This window comes from Microbulbifer zhoushanensis (assembly GCF_021729055.1).
In the GTDB taxonomy this organism is placed as follows: Bacteria; Pseudomonadota; Gammaproteobacteria; order Pseudomonadales; family Cellvibrionaceae; genus Microbulbifer; species Microbulbifer zhoushanensis.
The window spans coordinates 406750-432207 of sequence record NZ_JAJSAO010000001.1 but is presented as its reverse complement, the minus strand read 5'-3'; the positions used below and the strand labels follow the sequence as shown (position 1 = coordinate 432207).

23 protein-coding genes are annotated in these 25458 nt (G+C 61.8%); 20 read left to right on the top strand and 3 right to left on the bottom strand.

The window, feature by feature from the left end; genetic code table 11:
• Positions 1-274: 274 nt before the first annotated feature.
• The 7 genes from LVD10_RS01865 to LVD10_RS01835 all read left to right on the top strand — a co-directional run bounded on the left by LVD10_RS01865 (position 275) and on the right by LVD10_RS01835 (position 6763).
• Complete coding sequence (locus tag LVD10_RS01865; RefSeq protein WP_237061586.1) at positions 275-1123, top strand: PA4780 family RIO1-like protein kinase; 849 nt, start codon at positions 275-277, stop codon at positions 1121-1123.
• 55 nt (positions 1124-1178) lie between these two features.
• Positions 1179-2387, top strand: a complete 1209-nt coding sequence (gene purT / locus LVD10_RS01860; RefSeq protein ID WP_237061584.1) for a formate-dependent phosphoribosylglycinamide formyltransferase — start codon at positions 1179-1181, stop codon at positions 2385-2387.
• Between the two features lie 111 nt (positions 2388-2498).
• A complete protein-coding gene (locus LVD10_RS01855; protein ID WP_232942689.1) occupies positions 2499-2672 on the top strand; it encodes a hypothetical protein in 174 nt (57 codons plus the stop codon).
• A 159-nt stretch (positions 2673-2831) separates the two neighbouring features.
• Positions 2832-4139, top strand: a complete 1308-nt coding sequence (locus tag LVD10_RS01850; RefSeq protein ID WP_237061582.1) for a serine hydrolase domain-containing protein — start codon at positions 2832-2834, stop codon at positions 4137-4139.
• 289 nt (positions 4140-4428) lie between these two features.
• The gene (locus tag LVD10_RS01845; RefSeq protein ID WP_237061580.1) at positions 4429-5742 is read left to right on the top strand and encodes a sulfite oxidase; all 1314 of its coding nucleotides are present in this window, start codon (positions 4429-4431) and stop codon (positions 5740-5742) included.
• A 38-nt stretch (positions 5743-5780) separates the two neighbouring features.
• A complete protein-coding gene (locus tag LVD10_RS01840) occupies positions 5781-6095 on the top strand; it encodes a hypothetical protein (RefSeq protein ID WP_237061577.1) in 315 nt (104 codons plus the stop codon).
• A 101-nt stretch (positions 6096-6196) separates the two neighbouring features.
• Positions 6197-6763 (top strand): cytochrome b, encoded by a 567-nt coding sequence (locus LVD10_RS01835; RefSeq protein ID WP_237061575.1) that lies wholly within the window; start codon positions 6197-6199, stop codon positions 6761-6763.
• Between the two features lies 1 nt (position 6764).
• Here LVD10_RS01835 and LVD10_RS01830 read toward each other — a convergent pair whose 3' ends face one another.
• Together LVD10_RS01830 and LVD10_RS01825 are read right to left on the bottom strand one after the other, a co-directional pair.
• Positions 6765-7400 (bottom strand): ABC-type transport auxiliary lipoprotein family protein, encoded by a 636-nt coding sequence (locus tag LVD10_RS01830; protein WP_232942679.1) that lies wholly within the window; start codon positions 7398-7400, stop codon positions 6765-6767.
• The gene (locus tag LVD10_RS01825; protein ID WP_232942677.1) at positions 7397-8350 is read right to left on the bottom strand and encodes an MlaD family protein; all 954 of its coding nucleotides are present in this window, start codon (positions 8348-8350) and stop codon (positions 7397-7399) included. The genes LVD10_RS01830 and LVD10_RS01825 overlap by 4 nt, the downstream gene beginning before the upstream one ends.
• Positions 8351-8519: 169 nt before the next feature.
• On the opposite strand from LVD10_RS01825, the gene LVD10_RS01820 reads away from it, so the two are divergent.
• The gene (locus LVD10_RS01820; protein WP_237061573.1) at positions 8520-10004 is read left to right on the top strand and encodes a bifunctional 2-methylcitrate dehydratase/aconitate hydratase; all 1485 of its coding nucleotides are present in this window, start codon (positions 8520-8522) and stop codon (positions 10002-10004) included.
• A gap of 136 nt (positions 10005-10140) precedes the next feature.
• On the opposite strand, the gene LVD10_RS01815 is transcribed toward LVD10_RS01820, so the two are convergent.
• Positions 10141-11109 carry a porin gene (locus LVD10_RS01815; protein ID WP_237061570.1) on the bottom strand — a complete coding sequence of 323 codons (969 nt, stop codon included), beginning with the start codon at positions 11107-11109 and terminating at the stop codon, positions 10141-10143.
• A gap of 283 nt (positions 11110-11392) precedes the next feature.
• Between LVD10_RS01815 and LVD10_RS01810 the strand changes: the two genes are divergently transcribed.
• From LVD10_RS01810 to uvrC, 12 genes are all read left to right on the top strand, one after another.
• Positions 11393-13894: a DNA internalization-related competence protein ComEC/Rec2 gene (locus tag LVD10_RS01810; protein WP_237061569.1), complete on the top strand. Its 2502-nt coding sequence runs from the start codon at positions 11393-11395 to the stop codon at positions 13892-13894.
• Positions 13895-14148: 254 nt separating this feature from the next.
• Positions 14149-15006, top strand: coding sequence for a hypothetical protein (locus LVD10_RS01805; RefSeq protein ID WP_237061566.1), 858 nt, complete (start codon positions 14149-14151; stop codon positions 15004-15006).
• Positions 15007-15044: 38 nt separating this feature from the next.
• Positions 15045-15836, top strand: a complete 792-nt coding sequence (locus LVD10_RS01800) for a hypothetical protein (protein ID WP_232942667.1) — start codon at positions 15045-15047, stop codon at positions 15834-15836.
• A 213-nt stretch (positions 15837-16049) separates the two neighbouring features.
• Positions 16050-16670, top strand: a complete 621-nt coding sequence (locus LVD10_RS01795) for a MotA/TolQ/ExbB proton channel family protein (RefSeq protein WP_232942665.1) — start codon at positions 16050-16052, stop codon at positions 16668-16670.
• Between the two features lie 10 nt (positions 16671-16680).
• Complete coding sequence (locus LVD10_RS01790; protein ID WP_232942663.1) at positions 16681-17100, top strand: ExbD/TolR family protein; 420 nt, start codon at positions 16681-16683, stop codon at positions 17098-17100.
• Between the two features lie 123 nt (positions 17101-17223).
• Complete coding sequence (gene msbA / locus LVD10_RS01785) at positions 17224-19044, top strand: lipid A export permease/ATP-binding protein MsbA (RefSeq protein ID WP_232942661.1); 1821 nt, start codon at positions 17224-17226, stop codon at positions 19042-19044.
• An 8-nt stretch (positions 19045-19052) separates the two neighbouring features.
• Positions 19053-20084, top strand: coding sequence for a tetraacyldisaccharide 4'-kinase (gene lpxK, locus LVD10_RS01780; protein ID WP_232942659.1), 1032 nt, complete (start codon positions 19053-19055; stop codon positions 20082-20084).
• Positions 20077-20847 carry a 3-deoxy-manno-octulosonate cytidylyltransferase gene (gene kdsB / locus LVD10_RS01775; protein ID WP_237061565.1) on the top strand — a complete coding sequence of 257 codons (771 nt, stop codon included), beginning with the start codon at positions 20077-20079 and terminating at the stop codon, positions 20845-20847. The genes lpxK and kdsB overlap by 8 nt, the downstream gene beginning before the upstream one ends.
• A 1-nt stretch (position 20848) precedes the next feature.
• Positions 20849-21865: a UDP-N-acetylmuramate dehydrogenase gene (gene murB / locus LVD10_RS01770; protein ID WP_237061563.1), complete on the top strand. Its 1017-nt coding sequence runs from the start codon at positions 20849-20851 to the stop codon at positions 21863-21865.
• Positions 21866-21892: 27 nt separating this feature from the next.
• A complete protein-coding gene (locus LVD10_RS01765; RefSeq protein ID WP_237061561.1) occupies positions 21893-22528 on the top strand; it encodes an alpha-ketoglutarate-dependent dioxygenase AlkB family protein in 636 nt (211 codons plus the stop codon).
• 286 nt (positions 22529-22814) lie between these two features.
• Positions 22815-23468, top strand: a complete 654-nt coding sequence (locus LVD10_RS01760) for a response regulator (RefSeq protein ID WP_232942651.1) — start codon at positions 22815-22817, stop codon at positions 23466-23468.
• A gap of 57 nt (positions 23469-23525) precedes the next feature.
• Entirely contained in the window at positions 23526-25373 is a 1848-nt protein-coding gene (gene uvrC / locus LVD10_RS01755; protein ID WP_232942649.1) for an excinuclease ABC subunit UvrC, read from the top strand.
• The last annotated feature ends 85 nt before the right edge of the window (positions 25374-25458 follow it).

Here is a 25458-nt window from a genome sequence, read left to right as displayed (position 1 = left end):
CCGGTGGCCGCGCGGGGTGTCATCCAGTACCCGCTCAAGCAGCTGGGCCTGTGTGCCAGTATCACCAGCGCCCTTACAAGACCACCACGGAGGTCTACCCGCACAGCCCCCGTCCCACGCCTGAGCAGTGCAATACTACCCAGTCCGTTGCGGTGTGTGCGGCGATCGACTACGCGCTGGCGCACCGGTAATATGACTGAGAGTTGGCGGCTGCAGGCCGAGCGCGGCCCGACCCGGCCAGCGGACCGCCTCCGCCAACGATCAGAGCAGAAGCATGAAAGTACCCAAGAGATTACAACCGCTGGTCGACGACGGCATGATCGAGGAGGTCATTGCCCAGTTGATGAGCGGCAAGGAGGCACAAGTGTATGTGGTGCGCTGCGGCGACGGCTTGCGCTGTGCCAAGGTCTTCAAGGAGGCCAGGCAGCGCAGCTTCAAGCAGGCGGTGCAGTACCAGGAAGGCCGCAAGGGGCGCAACAGCCGCCGCGCCCGGGCGATGTCGAAGAAGACCCGCTACGGCCAGAAGGAGCAGGAACAGGCCTGGCTGAGTGCCGAGGTGGATGCCCTGTATCGGCTGGCATCGGCCGGCGTGCGCGTCCCCCGACCATACGGCTTCGTCGACGGTGTGCTGCTGATGGAGCTGGTAGCCGACGACGAGGGCTATGCCGCCCCGCGGCTGGATGACGTCACGCTGACCCCGGAGCAGGCCCGGGATTACCACGGCCAGGTGATAGCCGACGTGGTGCGCATGCTGTGTGCCGGCCTGGTGCATGGTGACCTTTCCGAGTTCAATGTGCTGCTGGACCGCGACGGCCCGGTCATCATCGATTTGCCCCAGGCGGTGGATGCCGCCGGCAACAACAACGCCGCCATGATGCTGGAGCGCGATGTCAACAATATGCGGGCCTATTTCGGCCGCTTTGCCCCGGAGCTATTGACCACCGATTACGGCAAGGAAATCTGGGCCCTTTATGAGGCGGGTGAACTGCACCCGGACAGTCCCCTTACCGGGTGTTTCGAGCAAGACACGACCAGCGTCGACGTCGGGGACCTGATGGACGTCATCGATGACGTGCTTGAAGAAGAGGCCGAGCGCCTCGCTCCGGCCTGGGAAGGATCGTAGGCCGCTGATGCTGATGATCTTCCTCGCGCAACATTCACAATAAGGCAAAAACTCTATGGCTACCCTGGGCACTCCGTTCTCTTCTACCGCTACCCGCGTCCTGCTCTGCGGCGCCGGGGAATTGGGCAAGGAAGTTGTAATCGAGCTGCAGCGCCTCGGCTGCGAAGTGATTGCGGTGGACCGCTACGCCAACGCCCCGGCGATGCAGGTGGCCGACCGCAGCCATGTGATCAATATGCTCGATGGTGAGGCCCTGCGCGGTGTGATTGAACAGGAGCAGCCCCACCTGGTGGTGCCGGAAATCGAAGCCATCGCCACCGACACCCTGGCCGAGCTGGAAGGGGAGGGGGTCAATATCATCCCCACCGCGCGGGCCACCCAGTTGACCATGAACCGCGAAGGCATCCGCCGGCTGGCGGCGGAAACCCTGGGGCTGCCCACCTCCCGCTATCGCTTTGCTGCCGGGGAGGCCGAATTCAAGGCCGCTGTCGACGAGATTGGCATTCCCTGCCTGGTCAAACCGATCATGAGTTCATCGGGCAAGGGCCAGAGCCTGGTGCGCGATGCCGCACAGGTTGAAGAAGCCTGGGCCTACGCACAGGAGGGCGGCCGCGCCGGCAAGGGCAAGGTGATTGTCGAGGGCTTTGTCGACTTCGATTACGAGATCACCCTGCTGACCATTCGCCACGATGACGGCAGTGGCAACGACAAGGGCAACATCGTCACCAGCTTCTGTGCGCCTATTGGTCACCGCCAGGCGGATGGGGATTACCAGGAGTCGTGGCAGCCGCAGGCGATGTCGGCTGCGGCTTTGAGTCGCGCGCAGGAGATCGCAAAGGCTGTGACCGACAACCTGGGCGGCCGCGGCCTGTTTGGCGTGGAGTTGTTTGTCAAAGGCGATGAGGTGATTTTCAGTGAAGTGTCGCCACGGCCGCACGACACCGGCCTCGTGACCCTGATCTCGCAGGATCTCTCCGAGTTTGCCCTGCATGCCCGGGCCATTCTCGGGCTGCCCATTCCCAATATCCAGCTGCACTGCGCCTCCGCTTCATCGGTGCTGTTGGTGGAGGGCGATTCCACCCAGGTGCAGTTCGGCAACCTGGGCGCCGCGCTCTCACGTCCCGATACCCAGCTGCGCCTGTTCGGTAAACCCGAAATTGCCGGCAAGCGCCGCCTGGGTGTCGCCCTGGCGCGGGCCGACGATACCGAAACTGCGCGCAACACCGCCAATGCGGTGATTGCCGATATCGAGGTAAAGCTGTAGCGGCAGTAGCAGCCGCCAGCTTCAGTGCTCTGAACCTGCGTCTGGTCACCCATATCGCCCCGGCCGACGACAAACAACGAGGTCATCGGCTCGCCGGTGGTCGCGCGCGGCGTGATCGAATACCCGCTCAAAAAGCTGGGCCTGTGCGCCAGCATCACCAACGCCCCCTACAAGACCACCACCGAGGTCTACGCCGACAGTCCCCGCGCCACGCCCGGACAATGTAATTCCGCGCAGGCCGTCGCCGTGTGCGCGGCGATCGTGTACGTGCTGGCCCACCGGTAGGGGCGGGCACTGGGCTAAACTCCAGTAGTTTTTGCCATGGCCGCTCCCGCCAGGCCGGCCTCGTGGGGCGTACCCACCTTGCCGTTCACCCCCATGAGCATTGGGACCGGGTCAGGAATGGCGGCATTGTCGACAAAAATACTCCGGAGGAGTGAAGCCATGCCTGGAAGGAAACTGGTGTCGTCTGCTTTCGTTCTGGCAGCTGCGGTCGCCGTGGCGCAGGACAATACGCCGCTCGACGAGTTCGTCGATGGGTTCCCGCTGGAGCTCGAAAAACAGACGCGCAAAGCCGATTACAACGAACTGTTCCGGGGTGGCGATCCTTCCGCCTATTTCAACATGCGCGCGTCAGAATTCATGCCGACGGCCATACTCCCCTCGCGGCCGGGTGTGATGCCCCTTGGCAGCAAGTCGATGCCGCAAGTCGGCAAAATCAAAGCCGAAATGACATCCGAAAGCGAGCTGGAAGGACCGCTGACCCTGGACGAGTTCCTGGAGCAGTCCGATACCGCCCAGGCCTTTCTTGTGGTTCATAAGGGCAATATCGTCTACGAGAAATATCCGCGGATGAGACCCGCGGATTATCACCTCTGGATGTCTTCAGCCAAACCGACTGCCAGCCTGATTATTGACCAACTTATCAGTGAGGGCAAAATCGATGAAGACGCGCCAATCACAAAGTACCTGACCGACTTCAAGGGCACCGACTGGGACGGCGTCACCACCGGCGATGTGCTTGATATGGCCACCGGCATGGACCTTGAGGATACGTCTGAATCCCGCTTCGACCCCGACAACATTGCCCGCCGTGTATATGAAGCCGAGTTCGGTTTTCCGAATAAAACAAGGGGCGTCGAGAAACTGCGCGACGTACTGAGAAGTACACCGAAAAAAGAAAAGCCCGGCCTGGCATTCGAGTATGCCTCGGGGCTGACGCAAATGCTGGTGTTGCTGGCCGAGGAAGTGGAAGGCGAGCGCTGGCCGCAGCTCTTCGATCGTCGTGTCTGGTCGAAGGTTGGCGCCGAGGGCGTGTTGCAAATCCACCTGACGCCGGACGGCATTGCAGCGGCGCACGGGCTGGTGTCGAGCAACCTGAGGGACTTTGCCCGCTTCGGCATGCTCTACACGCCGAGCTGGGACAAGGTTGCCGTCGAGCAGGTCGTTTCGGACGAGATCCTCAATCGTATTCGCAACGAGGTACGCACGCATGAGTTTGTCATGGCGGGGTTTGACGGCGCGGTGTTCGCCGATTACCTCGGCTCGGATGACTTTATCGCTAACAGCCGCCAGTGGGATGTAATCTGGCCCGACGGGGATATGTGGAAAGGCGGCCTGATGACCCAGGGCCTTTACGTATCGCCATCGCGGGATCTGGTGATCGTCTATTTCAATGTCAGCAATGACGACCACTCGGGCCACCGCTTTGCGCGCCCGATTGCGACCTCGGGCCTGTTCGACGATAAATAAACCCGACAGGCATCACCAGGTGCCGACTGGGTTTCACGGGGCGCAGTGGTTGGAAAAGTTACCGTTGACAAGCCAGTTGGTATCCGGGAAGCCTGGCCCGGATGCGCGTGAAGTGAGGGCTGGTCTAAGGGGCACCAGGCATCCCTTAGAGCCATTTTCTGACAGTTGGCCAACACCATTAAAACCCTGCCACGCTAAACCATCTTCTGCGATGGTGGCGCCTTTTAGCGAATACGCATGACTATACTTTCCGATCATTCAGGAAGGTAGGGTCTGGAGGAAGTGGGCGATGAGCAAGGAGGACAAACCCCGGAGTGTCGGGCTCCATGCGCTGTATGGTGATGATCCCGAGCGGGCGGACGAAGCGGTGTTTGGCCGTAAACCGAATCCCGACCGGCGTGGCTTTCTCAGGGGCCTGGGGCTCGGGACCATGGCGGCTGCCCTGGGGGTAAGTGCGATTCCGTTTCACCGCAATATGCCCTCGGGCCTGATCCCCGCCGCACTGGCAGATGAAACCAGGCCATTCACGCTGAATGGCAAGGATGGGCTGATCGTGTTGAACGACAGGCCGGTCAATGCCGAAACCCCAGCGCATCTGCTCGACGACGAGGTGACCCCGAAGAACCGCCACTTCATCAGGAATAACGGCACACCACCCACTGACGTGGACGCCGCCAGCTGGGAGCTGACCATTGACGGCCTTGTCGACAAGCCGCTGAAACTGACCATCGCCGACCTGAAGAAAGAGTTCGAAGTGGTTACGCAAAACCTGGCCATTGAATGTGGCGGCAACGGGCGGGCCTTTTTCAAGCCACCGGCCAAGGGGAACCAGTGGACCTATGGCGCCGTCGCCTGTTCGGCCTGGACCGGCGTGCGCCTGGCGGATGTGCTCAAGGCGGCGGGCATTAAACCCGGCGCAGTCTATACGGCACATTATGGCGCCGACACCCACCTGTCCGGTATCCCCGGCAAGCTGCCGCTCTCTCGTGGTGTGCCTATCAAGAAGGCCATGGGGGAGGAGAACCTGATCGCCTTTGCCATGAACGGCGAGGATATCCACCCGATGAACGGCGCCCCGCTGCGCCTGGTGATCCCGGGCTGGCCCGGCTCCTGTTCGCAAAAATGGCTGACACGTATACAGATACGCGACCAGGTACACGATGGCCCCAAGATGACCGGCACCGCCTATCGCATACCCAAATATCCCGTGGCACCGGGCGAAAAAGTGGACGAAAAGGATTTCGTGATCATCGAGCGCATGCCGGTGAAGTCCCTGATCACCGCGCCTGAGACCGGCACAAAGCTCAACAATCGCGAACTGGAAGTGCGCGGGCATGCCTGGGCCGGCGATCGCGAGGTGTCCGAGGTACACCTGTCCATCGACTTCGGCGCAACCTGGATGAAGGCAGACCTGTCTCCACCCGCAAACAAGGCTGCCTGGCAGCGCTTTCGCGCGAAGGTGAAATTCCCGGAGCAGGGGTATTATGAGGTCTGGGCCAGGGCCGTCGACAGCGATGGCGTCAGCCAGCCCTTCGGCATTGCCTGGAACCCCAAAGGTTACCTTAACAACTCCTATCACCGCGTGGCGGTTACGGTGGTTTAACGGTGGCCCGGAAAAAGCGAATGGACAGGCGAGGCCGAATGGCGCGCAGCTGCGCTGGACTGCTCCTGGCGCTCGCGGTGGGGCTGCCCGGCACAACCCTGGCCCAGGACACCGCCCCCGCTGCGCAGGAGTTCGGCGGTCTCCCGCCCGGTGAAGGCCGGGAGGAAGTGTACGGGCTCTGTTCCGCCTGCCATTCGTTGATGATCGTCAAGCAACAGCGGCTCAGCAAGAAAGCCTGGCAGGACACCCTGAAATGGATGACCGAAACCCAGGGTATGCCGCAACTCCCCCCGGAAACACTCGAACGCATCACGAATTACCTCGCAGAGCACTACGGTACCGATGGTGAATGACCGCGTCAGCATTCTATTCCCGCACCTCTTTCGCCGTCATCTCCGCCGTCATCCGTTATAGGAAATGAAGCATGCGTGGACAGCCCTGACCGACGTGATCGATGACCGTGCTTAAAAACACCCCACAGCGTTACGGCACCGTCGCCATCGCACTCCACTGGCTGATGGCCGTGTTGCTCATTGGCCTGGTCGCCCTCGGCCTGTATATGAGCGGCCTGCCGGATGTCGGGTTCGACAAGAGGAAAATCGGGCTGGTCCTGTTGCACAAGGAATATGGCATGGTGGCGCTCGGACTGGCTGCGGTGCGGCTGGCATGGCGCCTCGGCAATGTGCTGCCGGCGCTGGCCGCGCAGTTCCCGGACTGGCAGAAGGTGGCGGCGCGGTTTGTTCACCTCTGCTTCTACGCCTTGATGTTCGCGCTGCCGGTGACCGGCTGGTTGATGTCTTCCGCCGCGGCCATTCCGGTATACGCCTTCGGCGTCCGGCTGCCGGACCTGATTGCCCAGAATGAGTACCGGTTCCAGGTACTGATCGAGGTTCACAAATGGCTGGGCTATGCATTGATCGGCTTTATCGTGATCCATGCGGGCGCGGCGTTGAGGCACCATTTCCTTTCCCGCGACAACACCCTGAAAAAGATGCTGCCCGGGGCGGGCAACCAGGCCTGACTCAGGGCATCTCCCCGATTACAAACCAGGCGACCTGTCGCAGGCTTTTTGCGGTGGCCTCGTTGGCGGCCACGATGCCGGCGTAGGGGGTCTGCTGCAGCAGGGGTTCGCGCAGTGAGATGGCCCGCTCGGCGATAACCCGGTTTGAGTCGCCATCCACCAGCTGCAGCCGCAGGGACAGCTGCAGGGTGGCCGGCTCGGAAGTGAAGTCCTGCGTCAGCTCCAGGATCTCGGTCCGCAGCGCATAGTGGTAGGGGCCGAAGTAGGGCGGGCTGAGTACGGCATGGAAGTAGTGGGTGTTTTCCAGCGTTCGGGCCAGCAGGGGCTGCAGCATCTGCGCCGGTGTCGCGCCCCATTCGTGCCGGCTGAAGTACTCAACCTGGTGTGGCCGGAGGCGGTAGGCCATCCGTACGGTGTCGTAGACGGGGTTGATGGCCGGCGGCAGCACCATCAATGTGGCGGCATGGGGTTCCCGCCGGGGGAGTTCGGTCGGCAGCTGGTCGATCACGCCCACCTGGATATCGTCCTCTACCGGGGAGAATAGCGAACAGCCGGCAAGTACTGCCATGGACAGTGCCGCCAGCAGGATGCCGGCCCGGGCGCAGGCCCAGTGGCGCACGCAGCGGATTGCGTTCATTCGCTTTCGCCCGGGCCAAGCGGTGGCTGGGCGCTGCCGCGCAGCAGGATTGACGGGTCGCGATTGATCTTGACCGTCAGGCGCTCCATCGAATTGGTCAGCCTGCCCAGGGCGGTCATGGTCCGGTACGCCTCGGGCAGCACCTGCTGCTGGAGTGCGTTGACCGAGTCATTGCCCGAGTCCAGCAGCGGTCCCAGCCTGCCGCTGGCGGCCTCGGTGTTGGTGATAATGGTGCTGAGTCTCTCCTGGTGCCCGGCCAGCATACGGCTCACCTGCTGCAGGGCCTGGACCGTGTCGGTGCTGGAATCCAGCAGAGGCCCGAGCCGGCGGCTGGCCCGTTCGGTGTTGGCGATGAGCGAGCCGAGCTTTTCCTGGTTTTCCGCCAGCATATGGCTGACCTGCTGCAGGTCGTGCGCGGCGGAGCGGAGCGAGGCAATGGTTTTCTCGTCCAGCAGGGTATGGAGCAGGTCGGTCAGCTGCTGTACGTTCTGGTTGACCTGGCTGATGGCGGTATCCAGGCTCACAAACCGGGATGGCGCGGTGGGTATCTCCGGGTAGCGGTCGCCGGGGGCGGCGGTAAGTGGCCCCTGGCCTGTTCCGGTATTTTCCAGCAGGACGTACACGTAGCCGGTGAATCCCCGCGTAGCGAGTCCGCGGGCAGTGATAGTGGCGACGGTCGCCCGGGAAATGGGGGCGTCATTCTCCGCCTCAAACAGGATGCGAACAGAGTGGGGGCCGGTCAGCTCGACCTGTGTGACCCTCCCCACATCCACCCCGTGGAATTCCACCGGTGCACCGGTGATCAGCCCGGACACGGAATCCTCGGTGACAATCTGGTAGGTCGTAAACCGGCCCGCTGCCAGGTAGTACCAGACAGCCCAGGCCACAAGGCCCAGCAGCACCACCATCGCGAATGCCAGCCTTGCCCGGTTCGCTATGCTGATTGTCATCGGGCTTCCTCCGCTGCTGGGGGATTGGCCGGGGTCGTGGCCACACCAAGTCTAGATCAAACCGCGACAAGCTAAATGGATATGCCGACAACTGCGCAGATCGGCGAAGCTGCAGGGCGCATGCAAAGACACAAGTAGTCCAACCAATAGACGCTGGAGGGAGCCGGAAATGGCCAGCAATGTGGAGCAGAATATTCGTCCGGAGTATGACCAGGTAATCCAGGATATCGCTGACTATGTGCTGGATTACGAAATCGAGTCGGAAGAAGCCTGGGATACGGCGCGCTATTGCCTGATGGACTCGATTGGCTGTGGGCTCTTGGCGCAGGGCTTTCCCGAGTGCACCAAGCTGCTGGGGCCGGTCGTCGACGGTACCCGGGTGCCGCATGGGGCGCGGGTTCCCGGAACACGACTCAGCCTGGACCCGGTCAAGGCGGCCTGGGATATCGGCTGTATTGTCCGCTGGCTGGATTACAACGATACCTGGCTGGCGGCGGAGTGGGGCCACCCGTCGGATAACCTGGGGGCGATCCTGGCGGTAGCTGACCACCTGTCCCGCCAGAATGTCGCTCAGGGAAGGGAGCCGTTCAGGGTGCGCGATGTGCTGGATGCAATGATCCGCGCCCATGAGATCCAGGGTGTGCTGGCGCTGGAAAACAGTTTCAACCGCGTGGGGCTGGACCATGTACTGCTGGTGCGGGTGGCTTCCACGGCGGTGGCCGCGCGCTTGATGGGCGGTGATCGGGAGCAGGTGATGGCGGCGGTGTCGCAGGCCTGGGTGGATGGCAGTGCGCTGCGTACCTATCGCCACGCCCCCAATGCCGGCTCGCGCAAGTCCTGGGCTGCCGGTGATGCCTGCAGTCGCGGCGTGCAGCTGGCCGATATCTGCATGCGCGGCGAGATGGGGATCCCGGGGGCGCTGACCGCGAAGCAGTGGGGCTTCTACGATGTGTCATTCAGCAAGACCAATGCGGACCAGAAGGTAAAGGCGGAGGGGGAGCGGCAATTCAGGTTCCCGCGGGACTATGGCAGCTATGTGATGGAAAACATCCTGTTCAAGATCTCGTTTCCCGCCGAGTTCCACAGCCAGACCGCCTGCGAGGCGGCCGTGACCCTGCACCCCCAGGTCGGGGGGCGACTCGATGAAGTCGACCGGGTTGTTATCACCACCCACGAGTCCGCCATCCGTATTATTTCCAAGGAAGGACCGCTGGCGAACCCGGCGGACCGAGACCATTGCCTGCAATATATGACAGCGGTACCACTGATATTCGGGGAGTTGCGGGCCGGGCACTATGAAGATGGTTTCCATAACGCACACCCGGAGATAGACCGGCTTCGGGAGAAAATGGAGGTTATCGAGGAACCGCGCTACTCAGCCGACTACCTGGATCCGGACAAGCGGTCCATTGCCAATGCAGTGCAGGTTTTTTTCAGGGATGGGAGTTCAACGGATAAAATCGAAGTGGAGTACCCGGTGGGGCACCGCCGCCGCAGGGAAGAGGGGATTCCCCTGCTTGAACAAAAATTCCGGGACAGCCTGGCGACGCGATTTCCCGCCAGGCGCTGCGGCGAAATTTTCGCGCTCTGCAGTGATCGGCAAACCCTGGGGCAGCTGCCGGTACATGAATTTATGGATTTGTTCGTGATCTGATGCCGGCAGGCGTATGCAGGGGTTTCCGTATCCACTTGATGGCCTGTGGGGTGGCCGTAGGGGCGAACCTTGTGTTCGCCCAAAATAAAAGAGGCGGCCCAGCGGCCGCCTCTTTTGTGTCTACCGAAGCCTGATATCAAAACTTCAGTTCAGTACCCACACCGAAGTAGCTGCGCTCGTAGTCGTTGGCTGCGGTCTCGTCGGTGACGAAGGCGAAGACCTTGGCAGCGCTGGACATCTTGTAGTCCAGGCCCAGGCTGTAGGTTTCCGCATCTTCCACAACGATGTCGGACTGGCCGTACTGGGCCTTCATGGTCCAGGCGTTGATCTTGTAGGCGGCGGAGGTCATCCAGCCGTCCTGGGTGCTGCCGTCGGGCTTTTCCTGCTCTTCGAACAGGGCGCCCACCTGCACCGGGCCAATGTTGTACTGGCTCACCAGGCGCTGCACGTTCCAGTCGTTGGCTTCCACGTCCTGGTCGAAGGCGTAGGCCACGTAGATGCCGTTATTGTCGTAGGCGAAAGACACGGAAGTGCCGTTATCGCGGGTGATCACGTTGCCGTTCTCGTCCAGCAGTGGTGCGCCTTCGCCGTCGGTCAGCTCCTCGTCACCGTGGCTGATGTAGGCCGCGGTAGCCTTGAAACCACCGAAGGAAGGGGTGGAGTACTGGAGGTTGTTGGCCTCGCGGTTGTCGCTCTTGGTGATGACACTCTTGATGTCACCTTCCAGGTCACCGAACAGGTCGACTTTCTTCTGCGCCTTCTTCAGCGGGGTATCGAACTTGCCGCCGATCACCTGGCCGAAACCGCCCTCGAGGCCGGCGTAGATGTTGCGCTGCTTGAAAATCTCTTCAGCCTCGCCGTCGACATCGGTCTCGTATTCCATCTTGTAGATGCCGGTCAGACCATTGTCGAAAGGCAGCTCGCCCTTGACACCCAGGCGGGAGGCGTTGCTCTTCAGGCCGGTGGTGGAGCCATCGCCCTCATCCGCGGACTGGAAAGTGACATTGGCCTTGCCGTAGAGTGTCAGGGCTTCTGATTCTGCCTGGGCATTCGCCAGGGCAGGGGCCACAGCGATCATAGCCAGGGAAATAGCGGTCTTTTTCATCGGTGGTCTCGCACAGTTTTCATTGGAATCCGGGTAGGCCGTTTATTTGTCCGAATGCCGGCCATCCCTCGAGTTGCTGCGCATTCTGCGGGCGCAATATTACAAAAAAGTTAAAGAAGTCATTTTTTTTAATGAAATGTGACTGATTGGTGCCGTCAGTGACACTAATGACAGGTGTCCGGGCTGGGTTTGCCTGATTTTTGGCCAGCCCTGGTCCTGCCGGTGCAGCCCGGCCAGGGGAGAGCCGAGCCTCGGTCACAGGAGCGTCGCAAAAGGATTTGCCATGCTGGGGAGATTGGCCGGCGGCGGCCGGCCGTGCGGGGGATTCAAGGCCCCCACGATATTAATGTTGTGGTGCTATGCCTGCGGCATTGCAGGCACCGGGTACCTGCCACAGCTTCCGGGCTGGTGGGTATGGCTGGGGGCGTGGCTTGGAGTATGGGGGCTGGCGACACTGCTGTGCCTGGCCCGCCCTGGCCTGCGACAGCTCCTGCCGCTGCTGCTGGCGGCCTGCCTGGGGTCGGGCTGGGCATTGTGGTCAAACCAGCAGGCCCTGCACGACCGCCTGCCACTGGAGCTCCATGGCTCCGACTTCCTGTTACCTGTTGAAATCTGTTCGCTGCCCGAACGCGCCGCTGGCCGCGATCCGGTTGATGGGCCGCAGGACGTCCGGTTCGTCGCCCGTGTACTGGGAGCCCCGGATATGGCCGGGATTACGCGCAATATGCCAGGGCAGGAGCTGCGCCTCACCTGGTATCGGGCATCGCCGGATTTCGCCGCGAGACTGAGAGCGGGAACGCGCTGGCTGCTACCCGTGCGCCTCAAGCGCCCCAGGGGAAGTGTGAATCCCCACAGTTTCGATTACGAGGGCTGGCTGCTGCGCCAGGGGATATACGCCACTGGCTACGTTCGGCCCCGGGACGCAACACCCCGCTTCCTGGGCCGGGCACCGGGGATCCAGGTAATGCGGGAGTCGCTGCGGGACCGGCTTGCGCGCCAGGACCCGCCACGGCTGGAGCTGGTGCAGGCACTGTTGCTGGGGGACCGCAGTGGCCTGCGCCACAGGGATAAGCAGTTGCTGCGTGTCACCGGAACTGCCCACCTGGTAGCGATATCCGGCCTGCACGTGGGCATGGTGGCCGGTTTCTTCGCCCTGGCGGCGGGATTGCTGTGCCGGGTAGCAGGAGGGGCGGGTTGGCAGCTGTCACCATTGGTCATGGGTGGCGCGGCAATCCTGGCTTCCCTGGCCTATACGCTGCTGGCCGGAGCCCCGCTCTCAGCACAGCGGGCCATGGTGATGACGGCAGTGTTTATGTTGGCACTGGCCTGGGGGCGGCGGACCAGTGCCGGCCTCGCCTATGCGGTAGCGCTGGCCCTGGTGCTGACGCTGCAACCGCTGGCGGCGTTCAGTCCCGGTTTCTGGCTTTCATTTGTGGCGGTAGGGGCCCTGTTGCTGGCTTTCTGCGGCAGGAGCGGGAGTCGATCCCGCGCCGGCAACGACCTGGCAGGCGGGACGGTGGTGGGAGTTACACGCCTGTGGGCGCAAAAGCTGTGGCGGGGGACTCTGGGGCTGGCCCGTGGCCAGTGGGTGGTGACACTGTTCTTGTTGGTGCCCTCGCTTCTCTTCTTTTCCGGCGTCAGTATCGCGGGCTTTGCCGTCAACCTGGTTGCGGTTCCATGGATCGGCATTGTGATCCTGCCGCTGTTGATGCTGGGCGCCTTACTGGGTGAGAGCGGGGCGGGCGCGCTGCTGATCGGGCTGGCGGGACAGCAGCTGGACCTGTTGATGGAATTACTGGGCCTGGTGGGTTCACTGGGTGCCTGGCAACCGCTGGGATTTGCGGGAGGCCCGGCGAGCCTGGCGCTGTGCGCGGTTTGCCTGCTGTTGCTGGCACTGCCAAGCGGGATTCCCGGCCGGCATTGCGGTTGGCTGTTCGCAATACTGCTCGCCGCGCCTTTGCTCTTCCCGGAGCAGCGCGAGCCCCGGGGGTTACGGTTGACGGTATTCGATGTGGGGCAGGGCCTTGCGGTCCTGGCCGGGACGGGACAGGCGCACCTGCTTTACGACACCGGGCCCCGTTCCCGCAGCGGCTGGAACGCCGGTGCGGCAATTGTCTCGCCATACCTGCTGGGCGAGGGCATCGGGTCGCTTGATACGGTGGTGGTCAGTCACGGTGACAGCGACCACAGCGGCGGCCTGGCGGACCTGTTGGCGAGTGTGCCGGCGGGACAGGTCCGGGCGCCGGGGACGCTGGCCCCCCGGCTGGGCGAGGCAGCGGGCATGCCCGCGGCGCGCTGCCAGGCCGGTGACACCTTCCATGTAGGGGCGGCCCGGGCGGAAGTGCTCTGGCCCGGGGATCCATCGGTCAGCGGTGAGGATAACGACCACAGTTGCGTGGTCGCCCTGTACTGGCGCGGCCTGCGGATCCTGCTGGCAGGGGATATCTCTGCGCGAGTCGAGTCGCGGCTGGTTGACACCTATCCATCCCTCGGGCCGTTTGACCTGCTGGTGGCTCCCCACCACGGTTCGGGCTCTTCTTCCTCCCGGCGCTTTGTCGATTGGGCCAGTCCACGGCATGTCGTATTCAGTGCTGGTTTTCGCCACCACTTCGGCCATCCTCACCCCAAAGTCGTCGCACGCTACCGCGCTTCCGGTGCGCGCGTGTACAACACTGCCGACTCCGGCGCGCTTTTTTTTTCCTGGGATGGAATTTCGCGGGAACCAAATATCACGTTCGGCCGTGTTAATGGTAAGTTCTGGCTGAACGGACCGGTTAAAAAATAGGCGGGCAGGGTCGCCTGCAGGCTTCGCAGGATAGGCCTCCCTGCTTGAGTGGGACCATCGTCACACTTTTCCCGTGCAGCCTGGCAGGGAACTTTTATTGTGATGCCTGTCAAATCGGATCCGTTAATAATTGTTAATATTTGATTAAATTCCGAGCAGTGCGGTCGGTCAAAAAATAAGCAGGGCGACCGATCTCGGTGTTGACCAGTCAGGACATGCTTGCGGGCATAAAACATAAAGTAGTGGTGTGTTTGATGAAGCGTTATACGAACAGGAAATTCTTGTGCGGGGCGATTGCCGCGGTGACCGCGATGTCGGCCGGTCAGGCGATGGCCGAGCCCGAGTGGAAGTATTCCCTTGGTACGGATATCAGCAGCGGTGACTACGGTGATTCGGTCGATACCGACATCATGTCCACGCCTTTTACCGTGAGCTACAAGCCCTCTGCCAGCTGGACCTTCAAAGCCTCGCTGCCTTTCGTGCAGATCGAGGGCCCGGGTGGTGTAGTGCCCGGTGGTGACGGTGGCGTGGTTGTCGGCCGCGGCAATGGCAACACTGGAAATGGCGGTGGCTTCGGCCCTGGCAATAGTGGTGGTGCCGACACTACCGATGTTGAAACCGTCAAGGAGTCGGGGTTCGGCGACCTGTGGTTGACGGGTACCTACAGCCTCGACCCGATTGCGGAACGCTGGTTCGTGGATCTGTCAGGCAAGTACAAGGTGCCGACCGCCGATGAGGAAAAGGGGCTGGGTACCGGTGAGCCGGACTACACGCTGCAAGCGGAAGTATTTACCGTGGTCGGTGACTTTACCCCCTTCGCCACTCTTGCACGAAAGATCAAGGGTGACCTGCCGGAAACAGAGATCAACGATGTCTGGTACACCTCCGTGGGTAGCGGCTATCGCCTCGGCAATAACACCAGCGTCGGGGCTTCCCTCGATTACCAGCAGGCAACCACTGAGACCAGTGATCCTTCCACAGAACTTTTCGGTTACCTGAACCAGAAACTGAGCGAACAGTGGAGCGGCATGCTCTACGGTTACAAGGGGCTGTCGGAAGGCAGTCCCGATTTTGGATTTGGCGTCCAAATCAGTTACCGCCCGGGCCAGTAAGTGCCGGCAAAAATATAGTACTCACAGGAGAACGAGCGATGAAGATCCCATATAAGAATGCAGTACTTCCCGCTGTACTGTCGGCAATGCTCGCGGGCGCAGCATGGGCCCAGGATGAGATGCCGGACAACGATGCTACTGACACTGAAGTGGTTGAGTCAGTTTCTGATGTACCTTCCGGCAGCATCGCCGGCATGTTCGGCGATTTCCTCGGCGAGGATTCCCAGAGCTACGTCGATGGCCTGCGCAGTGGCGAGCTCACATACGTTCCGCCGGAAGACGCCGAGGGTGATGTAGAGGGTGACGCCGCGGAAGATGTGGTCGAGACCGATGATGTCGAGGAAGTTGAAGGCGAAGGCACTACTGTCGGTATGGGTTACGGCAATGTGGTGATCACCCTGGCACTGGCTGAGCAGATGGCCATGGCCTCTGCCGCCGAGGCGCTCGAGGGTGAGACCGGCATGACCGCCGATGATGCCATCAATGAAATCCTGTTCATGCGTGTCGAAGAGGGTATGGGCTGGGGCCAGATTGCAAAGGCGATGGGTTTCAACCTGGGTGAGGTGATGAGCGGCATCCGTTCCAATCGCCCGGAAACCGCAGGTACTGCCAAGGCCGACAAGATGACCGGGCAGGACAAGCGGGCCGAGAAGGCCACCGCAATGGAAAAAGGCATGAAGCCGGAAACTGCGGGCCCGAAGGTGGATAAGGTCGACCGCATGGCCAAGGCGCAACGCCCGGCCAAGCTGGAGCGGCCCACCAAGCCCGAGCGTCCGGAAAAGCCGGAGCGCCCGGAAAAGCCGGCCAAGCCCGAGCGTCCGGGACGCTAACCTGATCCTGGTTGGCCCAGGCCACCAGGCGTCGAACCTGAACCGCCGGCACTGCCGGCGGTTTTTTTATGTCCGGGTAAAAGGGGCCCGGTCCTGCGCCACGATGTAACCCATGTCACAGTCGGGGAAAAGACGCCGTTGGCAAGACTTAGCTGGCGCCAACAGCTGTGGTAAAGTGCTGCTCTACCTTTCGCAGTACGGGTAATAAGAAAAGTGTTAGAGATAATAAAGTCCGGCGGCTGGCTGATGCTGCCGATCCTGCTCTGTTCTGTCGCGGTTATTGCTATTTTTATCGAGCGTCTCTGGACACTCAATCCCCGCCGTATCGCGCCGCGAGGCCTGCTCGGGGAAGTCTGGAGCTGGCTCAAAAATAACCAGATTGACGGCGAAAAGCTCAAGGAACTTCGCGACTCCAGCCCGCTGGGCCGGATCTTTGCCGCCGGCCTGTCCAATTCCCGCCATGGGCGCGACGTGATGAAAGACAGCATTGAAGAGGCCGCGAGCCAGGTGATCCACGACCTGGAACGGTTTCTCGGCGCCCTGGGCACCATTGCGGCCGTGGCCCCGTTGATCGGCCTGCTCGGTACCGTGGTCGGTATGATCCAGGTGTTTACCGCGATCATGCTGGAAGGCACCGGTAATGCGGGTGTGCTGGCCGGGGGGATCAGCCAGGCGCTGATTACGACTGCCGCAGGCCTGACCGTGGCTATTCCCGCCCTGATGGCGCACCGCTATTTCCAGCGCCGGGTGGATACAATCGTAGTCACCATGGAGCAGGAAGCCGTCAAGCTGGTTGATGCGCTGCACAGTGATCGCCGCGTTGAAACGGCCTGAGGTATAGCTCATGCAGTTTCGCCGCCAAGCCAAAGAGCAGGACGGGGTCAACCTCACGCCACTGATTGACGTGGTATTCCTGCTGCTGATCTTTTTCATGGTCTCCACCACCTTTACCAAAGAGAGCCACCTCAAGCTGGATCTCCCCGAGGCAGCGGGCCCACAGGCGGAAAACCCGCCGCGCAGTATCGAGGTGCTGATTAACGCGGATGGGTCTTACTCCGTGGACGGGCGTGCCCTGGTCAATAAAAAGCTGACTACCCTGAAATCGGCCCTGTCGGAAGTTTCTGCGGGCGAGTACAATCGCCCCCTGATTATTACTGCCGATGCCACGGCGGAGCACCAGGCTGTGGTGCGCGCCATGGATGCTGCGGGGCAGCTGGGTTTTGTCCACCTGAGCATTACCACGCGGCAACCGGAAGAGAGTTAACCGACAGGGGTCTGGCGGGTCGCAAGATGCGCCTGCCGGATGCCTGAGGCCGGAGACCGCCGCGCCAGTACCCTCCGGGGGCTGATCGCCGCGATCCCCGTCCGCTGTACGATATGGCTATCTATGGATAATGCCCCAGGGCTCCCGCCAAGCGGGACAAAGACCTACCGCCGCCTGCTTTCCTACGCATTGCCACACTGGCCGATTTTCGCCCTGGCAGTCCTTGGTTTCCTGCTGTTCTCCACCATGAACGTGAGCCTGATCGCGGTGACCGAGCTGTTGCTGGATGCCGTGGGCTCCGGTATCCAAGTCGGGCAGGGGTTTCTGGCGAAATGGGTGGCCGGCTACTTCCCCGGCGGTGTCATGCCGCAGGAAGCTGCGCGCTGGATGGTGCCGCTGGCCATGCTGGCGATTATCGTCCTGCGGGCATCCGGTAACTTTATCGGTAGCTACGGCCTGGCCTATGTGGCGCGTGCAGTGATTCACCAGCTGCGCACCGACCTGTTCGTCAAGATCGGCCAGTTGCCCAGTGCCTATTTCGACCGGTACACCGGCGCCTACCTGATCTCCAAGGTTTCCTACAACGTGGAGCAGGTCACCAATTCGATTACCAAGGCGATGAAGGTCCTGATACGCGAGTCCTTCACCGCGCTGGGGCTGCTGACCTACCTGCTGCTGGTCAACTGGAAACTGACCCTGACGTTTTTCCTGTTTGCACCGTTGATCGCTTTTATCGTGCGCATCGTGGGCAAGCGCTTTCGCAAGCTGAGCCACCGCATCCAGAACAGTATGGGTGATGTTACCCATGTCACCCAGGAGGCGATCAACGGCTACCAGGTAGTGCGCATGTATGGCGGGCGGAAGTATGAGAATGCCCGTTTCGAATCGGCCAGTGACAACAACCGCCAACAGTTTATGAAGCTGGTGGTGGCCAATAACGGCAGTGTCTCGATAATCCAGATACTGGTGGGCCTGGCGACGGCTTCCATTGTATGGCTGGCACTGGCACCGGGCATGGTCGAGTCCATGACCGCCGGTGTATTCGCGTCTTACATCGGTGCGGCGGCATCGCTGGCCAAGCCGGTTCGGAGCCTGTCCGAGGTTTACGCCGACATCCAGAAGGGTATCGCCGCCGCCGAGAGCATTTTCGATGTACTTGACTCCCCCCGTGAACCCACTGGTGGCGCGGCATCACTGCCGTCACCGGTGAACGGTGCAGTCACTTTCGAGCACGTGGGCTTCCGCTATGACGAGGCCGCCCCGGCGGTGCTGAGCGATATCGATATCGAGGTGGCGGCCGGCCAGACGGTGGCACTTGTGGGGGCTTCCGGGTCGGGCAAGAGCACCCTGGTCAGCCTGCTGGCGCGCTTCTACGATCCTACCAGTGGACGCATCCTGCTGGATGGCGTCGATATTGCCGATGTCCCCCTCGAGCAGCTGCGGGGCCAGATCAGCATGGTTTCCCAGAACATCGTGCTGTTCAACGATACTGTCTATAACAACATTGCCTATGGTGAGCTGGCAGGCTCCCCGCCGGAGGCGGTGAAGCGAGCGGTTGAATTGGCCCATGCCACTGATTTTGTGGCGGAGCTTCCCGAGGGACTGGACACCCGGCTGGGGGACAACGCCCAGATGCTCTCCGGCGGCCAGCGCCAGCGCCTGGCGATTGCCCGGGCGCTGCTCAAGGATGCGCCGGTGCTGATCCTCGACGAGGCGACCTCGGCACTGGATAACGAGTCCGAGAGGAGCATCCAGGCAGCACTGGCAGAGGTAATGAAGAATCGTACCACTTTCGTGATCGCACACCGCCTGAGTACCATCGAGGGCGCGGACCGGATCCTGGTCATGGAGCAGGGGCGCATCATCGAAAGCGGTAACCACCAGGAACTGATAGAGCACGGCGGCCGCTATGCGGCGCTGTTGCAGCAGCAGACGGCGGGATAAGCGGGCGGATGTCGATGGAAGACTGGTTCAACAAGCACTGGTATCCGGACCGGGAGCGGCTCTCCCCGACGGCACTCCTTACCCCGTTGTCAGCCATCTACCGGGCAGTCACGGGCTTCCGGCGGCGCGCTTTTCGCGAAAGCCCCCCGGAACCGCTGCCGGTACCGGTAATCGTGGTAGGCAATATCACCGTCGGTGGTGCCGGCAAGACGCCGCTGGTGGCGGAGCTGGCGCGCTGGCTGGGGGAGCGCGGCTTCAATCCCGGTATCGTCAGCCGCGGCTATGGCGGCCGGGCGAAAGAGTACCCGTACCAGGTCACCGCGCAGTCCCATCCGCTCGAATCCGGCGATGAGCCGCTGATGCTGCACCTGATTACCGGCCTGCCGGTTATGGTCTCGCCGGATCGCAATGAGGCGGCCCGGGCACTGGTGGATTATCACCAGTGCGATGTCATTCTCTCCGATGACGGCCTCCAGCACTATGGCCTGTGGCGCAGCCTGGAGATCTGTGTGATCGACGGCCAGCGCGGGCTGGGGAACCGCCACCTGTTGCCGCGGGGCCCGTTGCGCGAGCCACCGGAGCGCCTCGAAAGCGTCGATATTGTGGTGGTGAATGGCGAGCCCGAGGAGCGGGTAGAAGAGTACTGCGGGGACCAGATTGATTTTGCCATGAACCTGCGGCCGGCCAGCTGGCACCAGTTCAACCTGGACCAGACATCCACGCTCAAGCTGGCCTCGGGTCCGGAAGTGGGGCCATGCCATGCGGTGGCGGCCATCGGCAACCCGCAGCGTTTCTTCCGCGAGCTGCGCCAGATGGGATACCAGGTAATGGAGCAGGCGTTTGCCGACCACCACCAGTTCAGTCCCCAGGAGCTGCATTTCGATGGTGAAACGCCGGTGATCATGACCATGAAAGACGCGGTAAAGTGCCGCGATTTCTGGCAGGGCCACTGGTGGGCACTGGAAGTGCGCGCCATCCTGCCGGACCTTTTCTACCAGAGAATCCACCAACACCTGCAAGACTTTTCCAGCGATGAGTGAGCCCGTTCCTTTCGATGTTGTAATTCCCGCGCGCTACGGTTCCAGCCGGCTGCCGGGCAAGCCACTGGCGGACATCGCCGGCAAGTCGATGGTGCAGCGCGTCTACGAACGGGCGGCGGAAAGTGCCGCCGAACGGGTGTTTGTCGCCACCGATGATATGCGCGTGGCTGAAGCCGTGCGGGCTTTCGGTGGCGAGGTCTGCATGACCTCTGCTGACCATGTGTCGGGTACGGATCGCCTTCACGAGGTGGCCCGCAGCCTGGCGCTGCCCGGGGAGCGCATCCTGGTGAATGTGCAGGGTGATGAACCCCTGATCCCCCCGGCAGTGATTGACCAGGTGGCAGCCAACCTGGCTGGCAACCCCGCAGCCGGCGTGGCCACACTGGCGGAGCCCATCCGGGATGTGGATGACTTCCTGAACCCCAATATCGTCAAGGTTGTGACGGCGGAATCCGGCCTGGCCCGGTATTTCTCCCGTGCGCCGATTCCCTGGCCGCGGGATGCCTTTGCCGTGCAGCAGGGTGCGCTGCCTGAAGGCTTTGTCCCGCGCCGCCATATCGGTATCTATGGCTACCGGGTGGCCCTGCTGGAAAAGTTTGTCAGCTGGGAGGTGGCACCGCTGGAGCGGCTTGAATCCCTGGAGCAGCTCCGTTTCCTCTATCACGATGAGAGCATCCACGTGGCTGATGCCTGTGAAGACGTTCCCGGTGGTGTGGATACGGAGCAGGACCTGCAGCGCATGCGTACCCTGCTGGCGGAGTAACATGATCCAGGCCGATGTAGACCTGCAGCCCTATAACACCCTGGCTATTGCTGCCCGGGCAGCACACTTCGCGCAGGTGGAGAACCTTGACCAGCTGCGTGAGGCTCTGGAGTTCGCGCGCCGGAAAAAACTCCCGATCCTGCCGCTTGGTGGCGGCAGCAATATCGTGTTGACGGGCAATTTCCCCGGGCTGGTGATTCACCTGGACAATCCGGGCCTGGAAGTCCGCGAGCAGGGCGAGCGCACCCTGGTGACGGCAGGGGCCGGGGAAAACTGGCACCAGCTGGTAATGGCAACTGTGGACCGTGGTTTGGGCGGGCTGGAAAACCTGGCCCTTATTCCCGGCCGGATTGGTGCCGCGCCGATCCAGAATATTGGCGCATACGGCGTAGAGTTGCGGGATAGCTTCAGCAGCCTCGAGGCGCTGCATATCGCCACTGGCGAAATACACAGTTTTTCCGCCTCAGACTGCGAGTTCGGTTACCGTGACAGTGTCTTCAAGGGCAGGGCACGAGACCAGTACATCATTACCAGCGTAAGCCTGGAGCTCGACGGTGAGTGGCATCCGCGGGTTGATTACCCGGCCCTGCAACAGTATTTCCGTGAGCAACAGATTGATAGCAGCGGCCTGACGCCGCGCGCTGTAGCGGAGGCCGTTATCGCTGTACGCAACAGCAAGCTGCCCGACCCGGCACAGATCCCCAATGCCGGCAGCTTTTTCAAGAATCCCATTATCGACGGCGACCTCTACCGCGAACTTAAAAAGGCGCATCCCGACCTGGTCGCCTACGAGGTGGGTGAACGCTGGAAGTTGGCGGCAGGGTGGCTGATTGATCGTGCCGGCTGGCGGGGTAAGAGGCAGGGTGCAGTGGGCGTGCACGAGCGACAGGCACTGGTGCTGGTGAACCCGGGCCACGGCGCAGGGGCCGAAGTGACCGGGTTGGCACAGGAGATCGCCGCCGATATTCACGCAAAGTACGGTGTGGAGCTCGAGCCTGAACCCCGGTTCTATCCCTGACCGGTAACGACTGCGGAGGCCTGGCTGATGCTGGACGAAGATGCCTTCCGGGCAACGGCCGGTAAGCTGGCCGCCAGCTGGGCGGACGCGGAGTGGGTCCACCTGGAGCCCGGCAGCGGCCTGCTGATCCCGCACTGGCTGGGTCCCGCTGAGGAGTCCGCCCTGATGCATGCCTGCCTCGGCCAGTTGCAGTGGGACCAACCCGAGATACGCATGTTCGGCCGCAGTCACCCGATCCCCCGGCGCCACGCGTTCGTCGCCGACCCGGGTATCACCTACCGCTGGTCGGGCCTGGAGCAGGTGGCGCAGGCCTGGATCGGGCCACTGGCGCGGGTTCGCACCCGGCTGGAGTCCTGCGGTTTCCATTTCAATTCGGTGCTGGCCAACCATTATCGTGGCGGATCCGACAGCATGGGCTGGCACGCTGATGACGAACGCGAGCTGGGACCGCACCCGGTAATCGCCACCCTCAGCCTGGGGGCGCCCCGGCGGCTGGCATTCAAGCGGCGTGATGGAGGCGGGCGCACCAGCCTGGAGCTGGGGCAGGGGACGTTGTTGTTGACCTCCGGCGCGGTCCAGGGGCACTGGTTGCACCAGGTGGCCAAGTCCCGCAGGGCCCTGGCGCAGCGCGTCAGCCTGACCTTCCGTACCTTTCCCGGCTAAGCCTGCCGTCGTCTTTCGGGGGCGCCGACACGAAGAACGGCGCTGCGGGACGACCTTTCATGTCATTTGGTTATATTGGGACAGCTTGGTTAGCAGCGGACATGACTGTCGCTCCCACTGCGTGATGTAGGTGTCTTTGCACCCGGTGATTTGTCTGGTATTTTGACTGCAGGCTCTGTGGATTCGCCCGGCGGTGATGTCGGCCGGGTATAAAAATCTGTAAAAAAGAATGCAAGCCCGGACAAGGGAAGGTTCGGAACCTGCATAATCCGTAGTTGGGGCTAAATTGATCAAAGTCTTAGTGGTTGACGATCACGATCTGGTGCGCATGGGAATCTCGCGCATGCTCGGTGACGTCTCTGATATTGAAGTCGTCGGCCAGGCCAGCAGTGGCGAGGACGCACTCGCTTTTGTTCGCCAGCAGCCGGTGGATGTCATCCTGATGGATGTCAAGATGCCGGGCATGGGAGGGATGGAGGCCACCCGTAAACTGCTGCTGCGCTGCCCGGAATCCCGTGTTGTGGCAGTCAGTGCCCTGGATGACGAAATGTTCCCGGATCGGCTGATGCAGGCTGGTGCGCTGGGCTATGTCACCAAGGGCGCCGACCTGGAAGAGATGGTCAAGGCCATTCGGACAGTCCACTCCGGCAACGTCTACCTCAGCAGCTCGGTTGCCATGAAAATGGCACTGCGGAAGGTGAATGGCAATTCCAGCAAGTCCTCTCCGTTTGACGACCTTTCCGAGCGCGAGCTGCAGACTGCCACCATGATCGTGAATGGCAGCAAGGTGGCTGATATCGCGGCGACACTTGCTGTCAGCCCGAAGACAGTGAACAGCTATCGCTACCGTATTTTCGATAAGCTCGGTATCCACAGTGACGTCGAGTTGACACTGCTGGCGGTCAAGTACCAGGTCCTGGATCCCGAAGCAGTGCTCTGAATTCCCCGGGGGAATTGGCTCACTTTGTATTCCGCTCAGCAGTAATTGGCGAAATCCATGACAGATAGTGACGCTTCGAGCACTGTTCATCCCTTCGACAGCAAGCGTTTCCTGCAATCCGTTACCCGTAAGCCTGGCGTCTACCAGATGTTCGACGCGGAGGGGCGTATCCTGTACGTCGGCAAGGCCAAGAACCTCCGCAGCCGGCTGTCCAGCTATTTCCGTGCTTCGGGCCTGACGGCCAAGACCATGGCCCTGGTCCAGCGCATCAACAGCATAGAAATTACTGTCACCCGCAGCGAGACTGAGGCCCTGGTGCTGGAACAGAGCCTGATCAAGTCGCAGCATCCGCCCTACAATGTGATGCTGAAGGATGACAAGGGTTATCCCTATATCTTTCTCTCCAGTGCCGATACCTTTCCCAGGATTGCTTTCCATCGCGGCGCCAAACGGAAAAAGGGGCAGTATTTCGGTCCCTACCCGAATGCCTCATCGGTACGGGACAGCCTCAACTTCCTGCAGAAGACCTTTCGTATCCGCTCCTGCGAGGACAGTGTTTTCCGCAACCGTTCGCGGCCCTGCCTGCAGTACCAGATCGCGCGCTGCACAGCCCCTTGCGTGAACTTTATCAGCGAGGAGGACTATCGAGCTGACGTGCGCCACGCGGAGATGTTCCTGGCGGGCAAGAGCGACACCATCCTTCGCGAGCTGGCCGACCAGATGGATACGGCCTCGCGCGAGCTCGAGTTTGAACGGGCTGCCCGGTTGCGCGACCAGATTGCCGACCTGCGCCGCCTCCAGGCCGACCAGGTGGCCGAGCGCTCCACTGGCAACGCCGATGTCATGGGTGTGGCCACTGAGGGTGGTGCCTGCTGTGTGCATGTGTTGTTTATCCGCCAGGGGCGTATCCTCGGCAGCCGCAGCTTCTTCCCGGCCGAACGGCTCGGTCTCGATAGCAGTGAATTGTTGTCGGCCTTTATTCCCCAGTTTTACCTGGGCAGCCAGCGGGAGGTGCCGCGCGAGATCCTCACCTCCGAGGACATGGAGGACCGGGAAGCGCTGCAGGAGGCTCTGGGCCAGCAGGCTGGTCGCGAGGTTACCATCTCCCATAAATTACGCGGCAACCGCGCTACCTGGGTCACCATGGCGCAACAGGCTGCGGCGCAGAACCTCGGCAGCCGTACCGCGGCCCAGCAGAAGCTGCAAAGCCGGTTTGAGGCGTTGCAGGAGGTGCTGGAACTGGAGCAGCTACCGGAGCGCCTGGAGTGCTTTGATATCAGTCATTCCAGTGGCGAAGCCACTGTGGCCTCGTGTGTTGTATTCGACACCGGCGGGGCGGTGAAGTCTGACTATCGCCGCTTCAATATCGACGACATCCAGGCCGGTGATGATTATGCGGCCATGGCCCAGGCACTCAAGCGGCGCTACACGCGACTGTCGAGCGGGGAGGGCAAGTTCCCGAATATCCTCCTGATCGACGGCGGCAAGGGCCAGGTGCGACAGGCCGTGGATACACTGAATGCCCTGGGTGTCGTCGGCGTGCAGATTGTCGGCGTGGCCAAGGGGACCACCCGCAAGGCAGGCTTTGAAACCTTATACGTGGTTGCGGGCGGTCGCGAGCTGGTGCTTGCGGCCGATTCGCCAGCGCTGCACCTGATCCAGCAGGTACGGGATGAGGCGCATCGCTTTGCCATTACCGGGCACCGGCAGAGGCGCGACAAGAAGCGCCGCGAGTCCCCCCTTGAGGGCATTGCCGGCGTCGGCCCGGCCCGGCGGCGTGCCCTGCTGCGTCACTTTGGCGGCCTGCAGGAAATCCGGCGCGCAACCGTACAGGAAATCGCCGCGGTTGAAGGGGTGAGCCGTAAGCTGGCAGAGGATATATACTCGGCGTTGCACAGCCATTGAGGTTCCGTTTGTTGTCGGCACGTGACTGCGGGGCGCTTAAAGTTTCTTTTTCAGTGGCGACTTGGTAACGTACCCGCACCGTAAG

What these genes read in the sequence shown, in the direction of transcription:
- LVD10_RS01825 (WP_232942677.1), bottom strand. Translation starts at nt 8,350, where the DNA reads ATGACAATCAGCATAGCGAACCGGGCAAGGCTGGCATTCGCGATGGTG.
- LVD10_RS01765 (WP_237061561.1), top strand. Translation starts at nt 21,893, where the DNA reads ATGCTGGACGAAGATGCCTTCCGGGCAACGGCCGGTAAGCTGGCCGCC.
- LVD10_RS01865 (WP_237061586.1), top strand. Translation starts at nt 275, where the DNA reads ATGAAAGTACCCAAGAGATTACAACCGCTGGTCGACGACGGCATGATC.
- LVD10_RS01815 (WP_237061570.1), bottom strand. Translation starts at nt 11,109, where the DNA reads ATGAAAAAGACCGCTATTTCCCTGGCTATGATCGCTGTGGCCCCTGCC.
- LVD10_RS01845 (WP_237061580.1), top strand. Translation starts at nt 4,429, where the DNA reads ATGAGCAAGGAGGACAAACCCCGGAGTGTCGGGCTCCATGCGCTGTAT.
- LVD10_RS01835 (WP_237061575.1), top strand. Translation starts at nt 6,197, where the DNA reads ATGACCGTGCTTAAAAACACCCCACAGCGTTACGGCACCGTCGCCATC.
- lpxK (WP_232942659.1), top strand. Translation starts at nt 19,053, where the DNA reads ATGTCGATGGAAGACTGGTTCAACAAGCACTGGTATCCGGACCGGGAG.
- purT (WP_237061584.1), top strand. Translation starts at nt 1,179, where the DNA reads ATGGCTACCCTGGGCACTCCGTTCTCTTCTACCGCTACCCGCGTCCTG.
- LVD10_RS01790 (WP_232942663.1), top strand. Translation starts at nt 16,681, where the DNA reads ATGCAGTTTCGCCGCCAAGCCAAAGAGCAGGACGGGGTCAACCTCACG.
- LVD10_RS01805 (WP_237061566.1), top strand. Translation starts at nt 14,149, where the DNA reads ATGAAGCGTTATACGAACAGGAAATTCTTGTGCGGGGCGATTGCCGCG.
- kdsB (WP_237061565.1), top strand. Translation starts at nt 20,077, where the DNA reads ATGAGTGAGCCCGTTCCTTTCGATGTTGTAATTCCCGCGCGCTACGGT.
- murB (WP_237061563.1), top strand. Translation starts at nt 20,849, where the DNA reads ATGATCCAGGCCGATGTAGACCTGCAGCCCTATAACACCCTGGCTATT.
- msbA (WP_232942661.1), top strand. Translation starts at nt 17,224, where the DNA reads ATGGATAATGCCCCAGGGCTCCCGCCAAGCGGGACAAAGACCTACCGC.
- LVD10_RS01800 (WP_232942667.1), top strand. Translation starts at nt 15,045, where the DNA reads ATGAAGATCCCATATAAGAATGCAGTACTTCCCGCTGTACTGTCGGCA.
- LVD10_RS01840 (WP_237061577.1), top strand. Translation starts at nt 5,781, where the DNA reads ATGGCGCGCAGCTGCGCTGGACTGCTCCTGGCGCTCGCGGTGGGGCTG.
- LVD10_RS01850 (WP_237061582.1), top strand. Translation starts at nt 2,832, where the DNA reads ATGCCTGGAAGGAAACTGGTGTCGTCTGCTTTCGTTCTGGCAGCTGCG.
- LVD10_RS01820 (WP_237061573.1), top strand. Translation starts at nt 8,520, where the DNA reads ATGGCCAGCAATGTGGAGCAGAATATTCGTCCGGAGTATGACCAGGTA.
- LVD10_RS01810 (WP_237061569.1), top strand. Translation starts at nt 11,393, where the DNA reads ATGCTGGGGAGATTGGCCGGCGGCGGCCGGCCGTGCGGGGGATTCAAG.
- uvrC (WP_232942649.1), top strand. Translation starts at nt 23,526, where the DNA reads ATGACAGATAGTGACGCTTCGAGCACTGTTCATCCCTTCGACAGCAAG.
- LVD10_RS01830 (WP_232942679.1), bottom strand. Translation starts at nt 7,400, where the DNA reads ATGAACGCAATCCGCTGCGTGCGCCACTGGGCCTGCGCCCGGGCCGGC.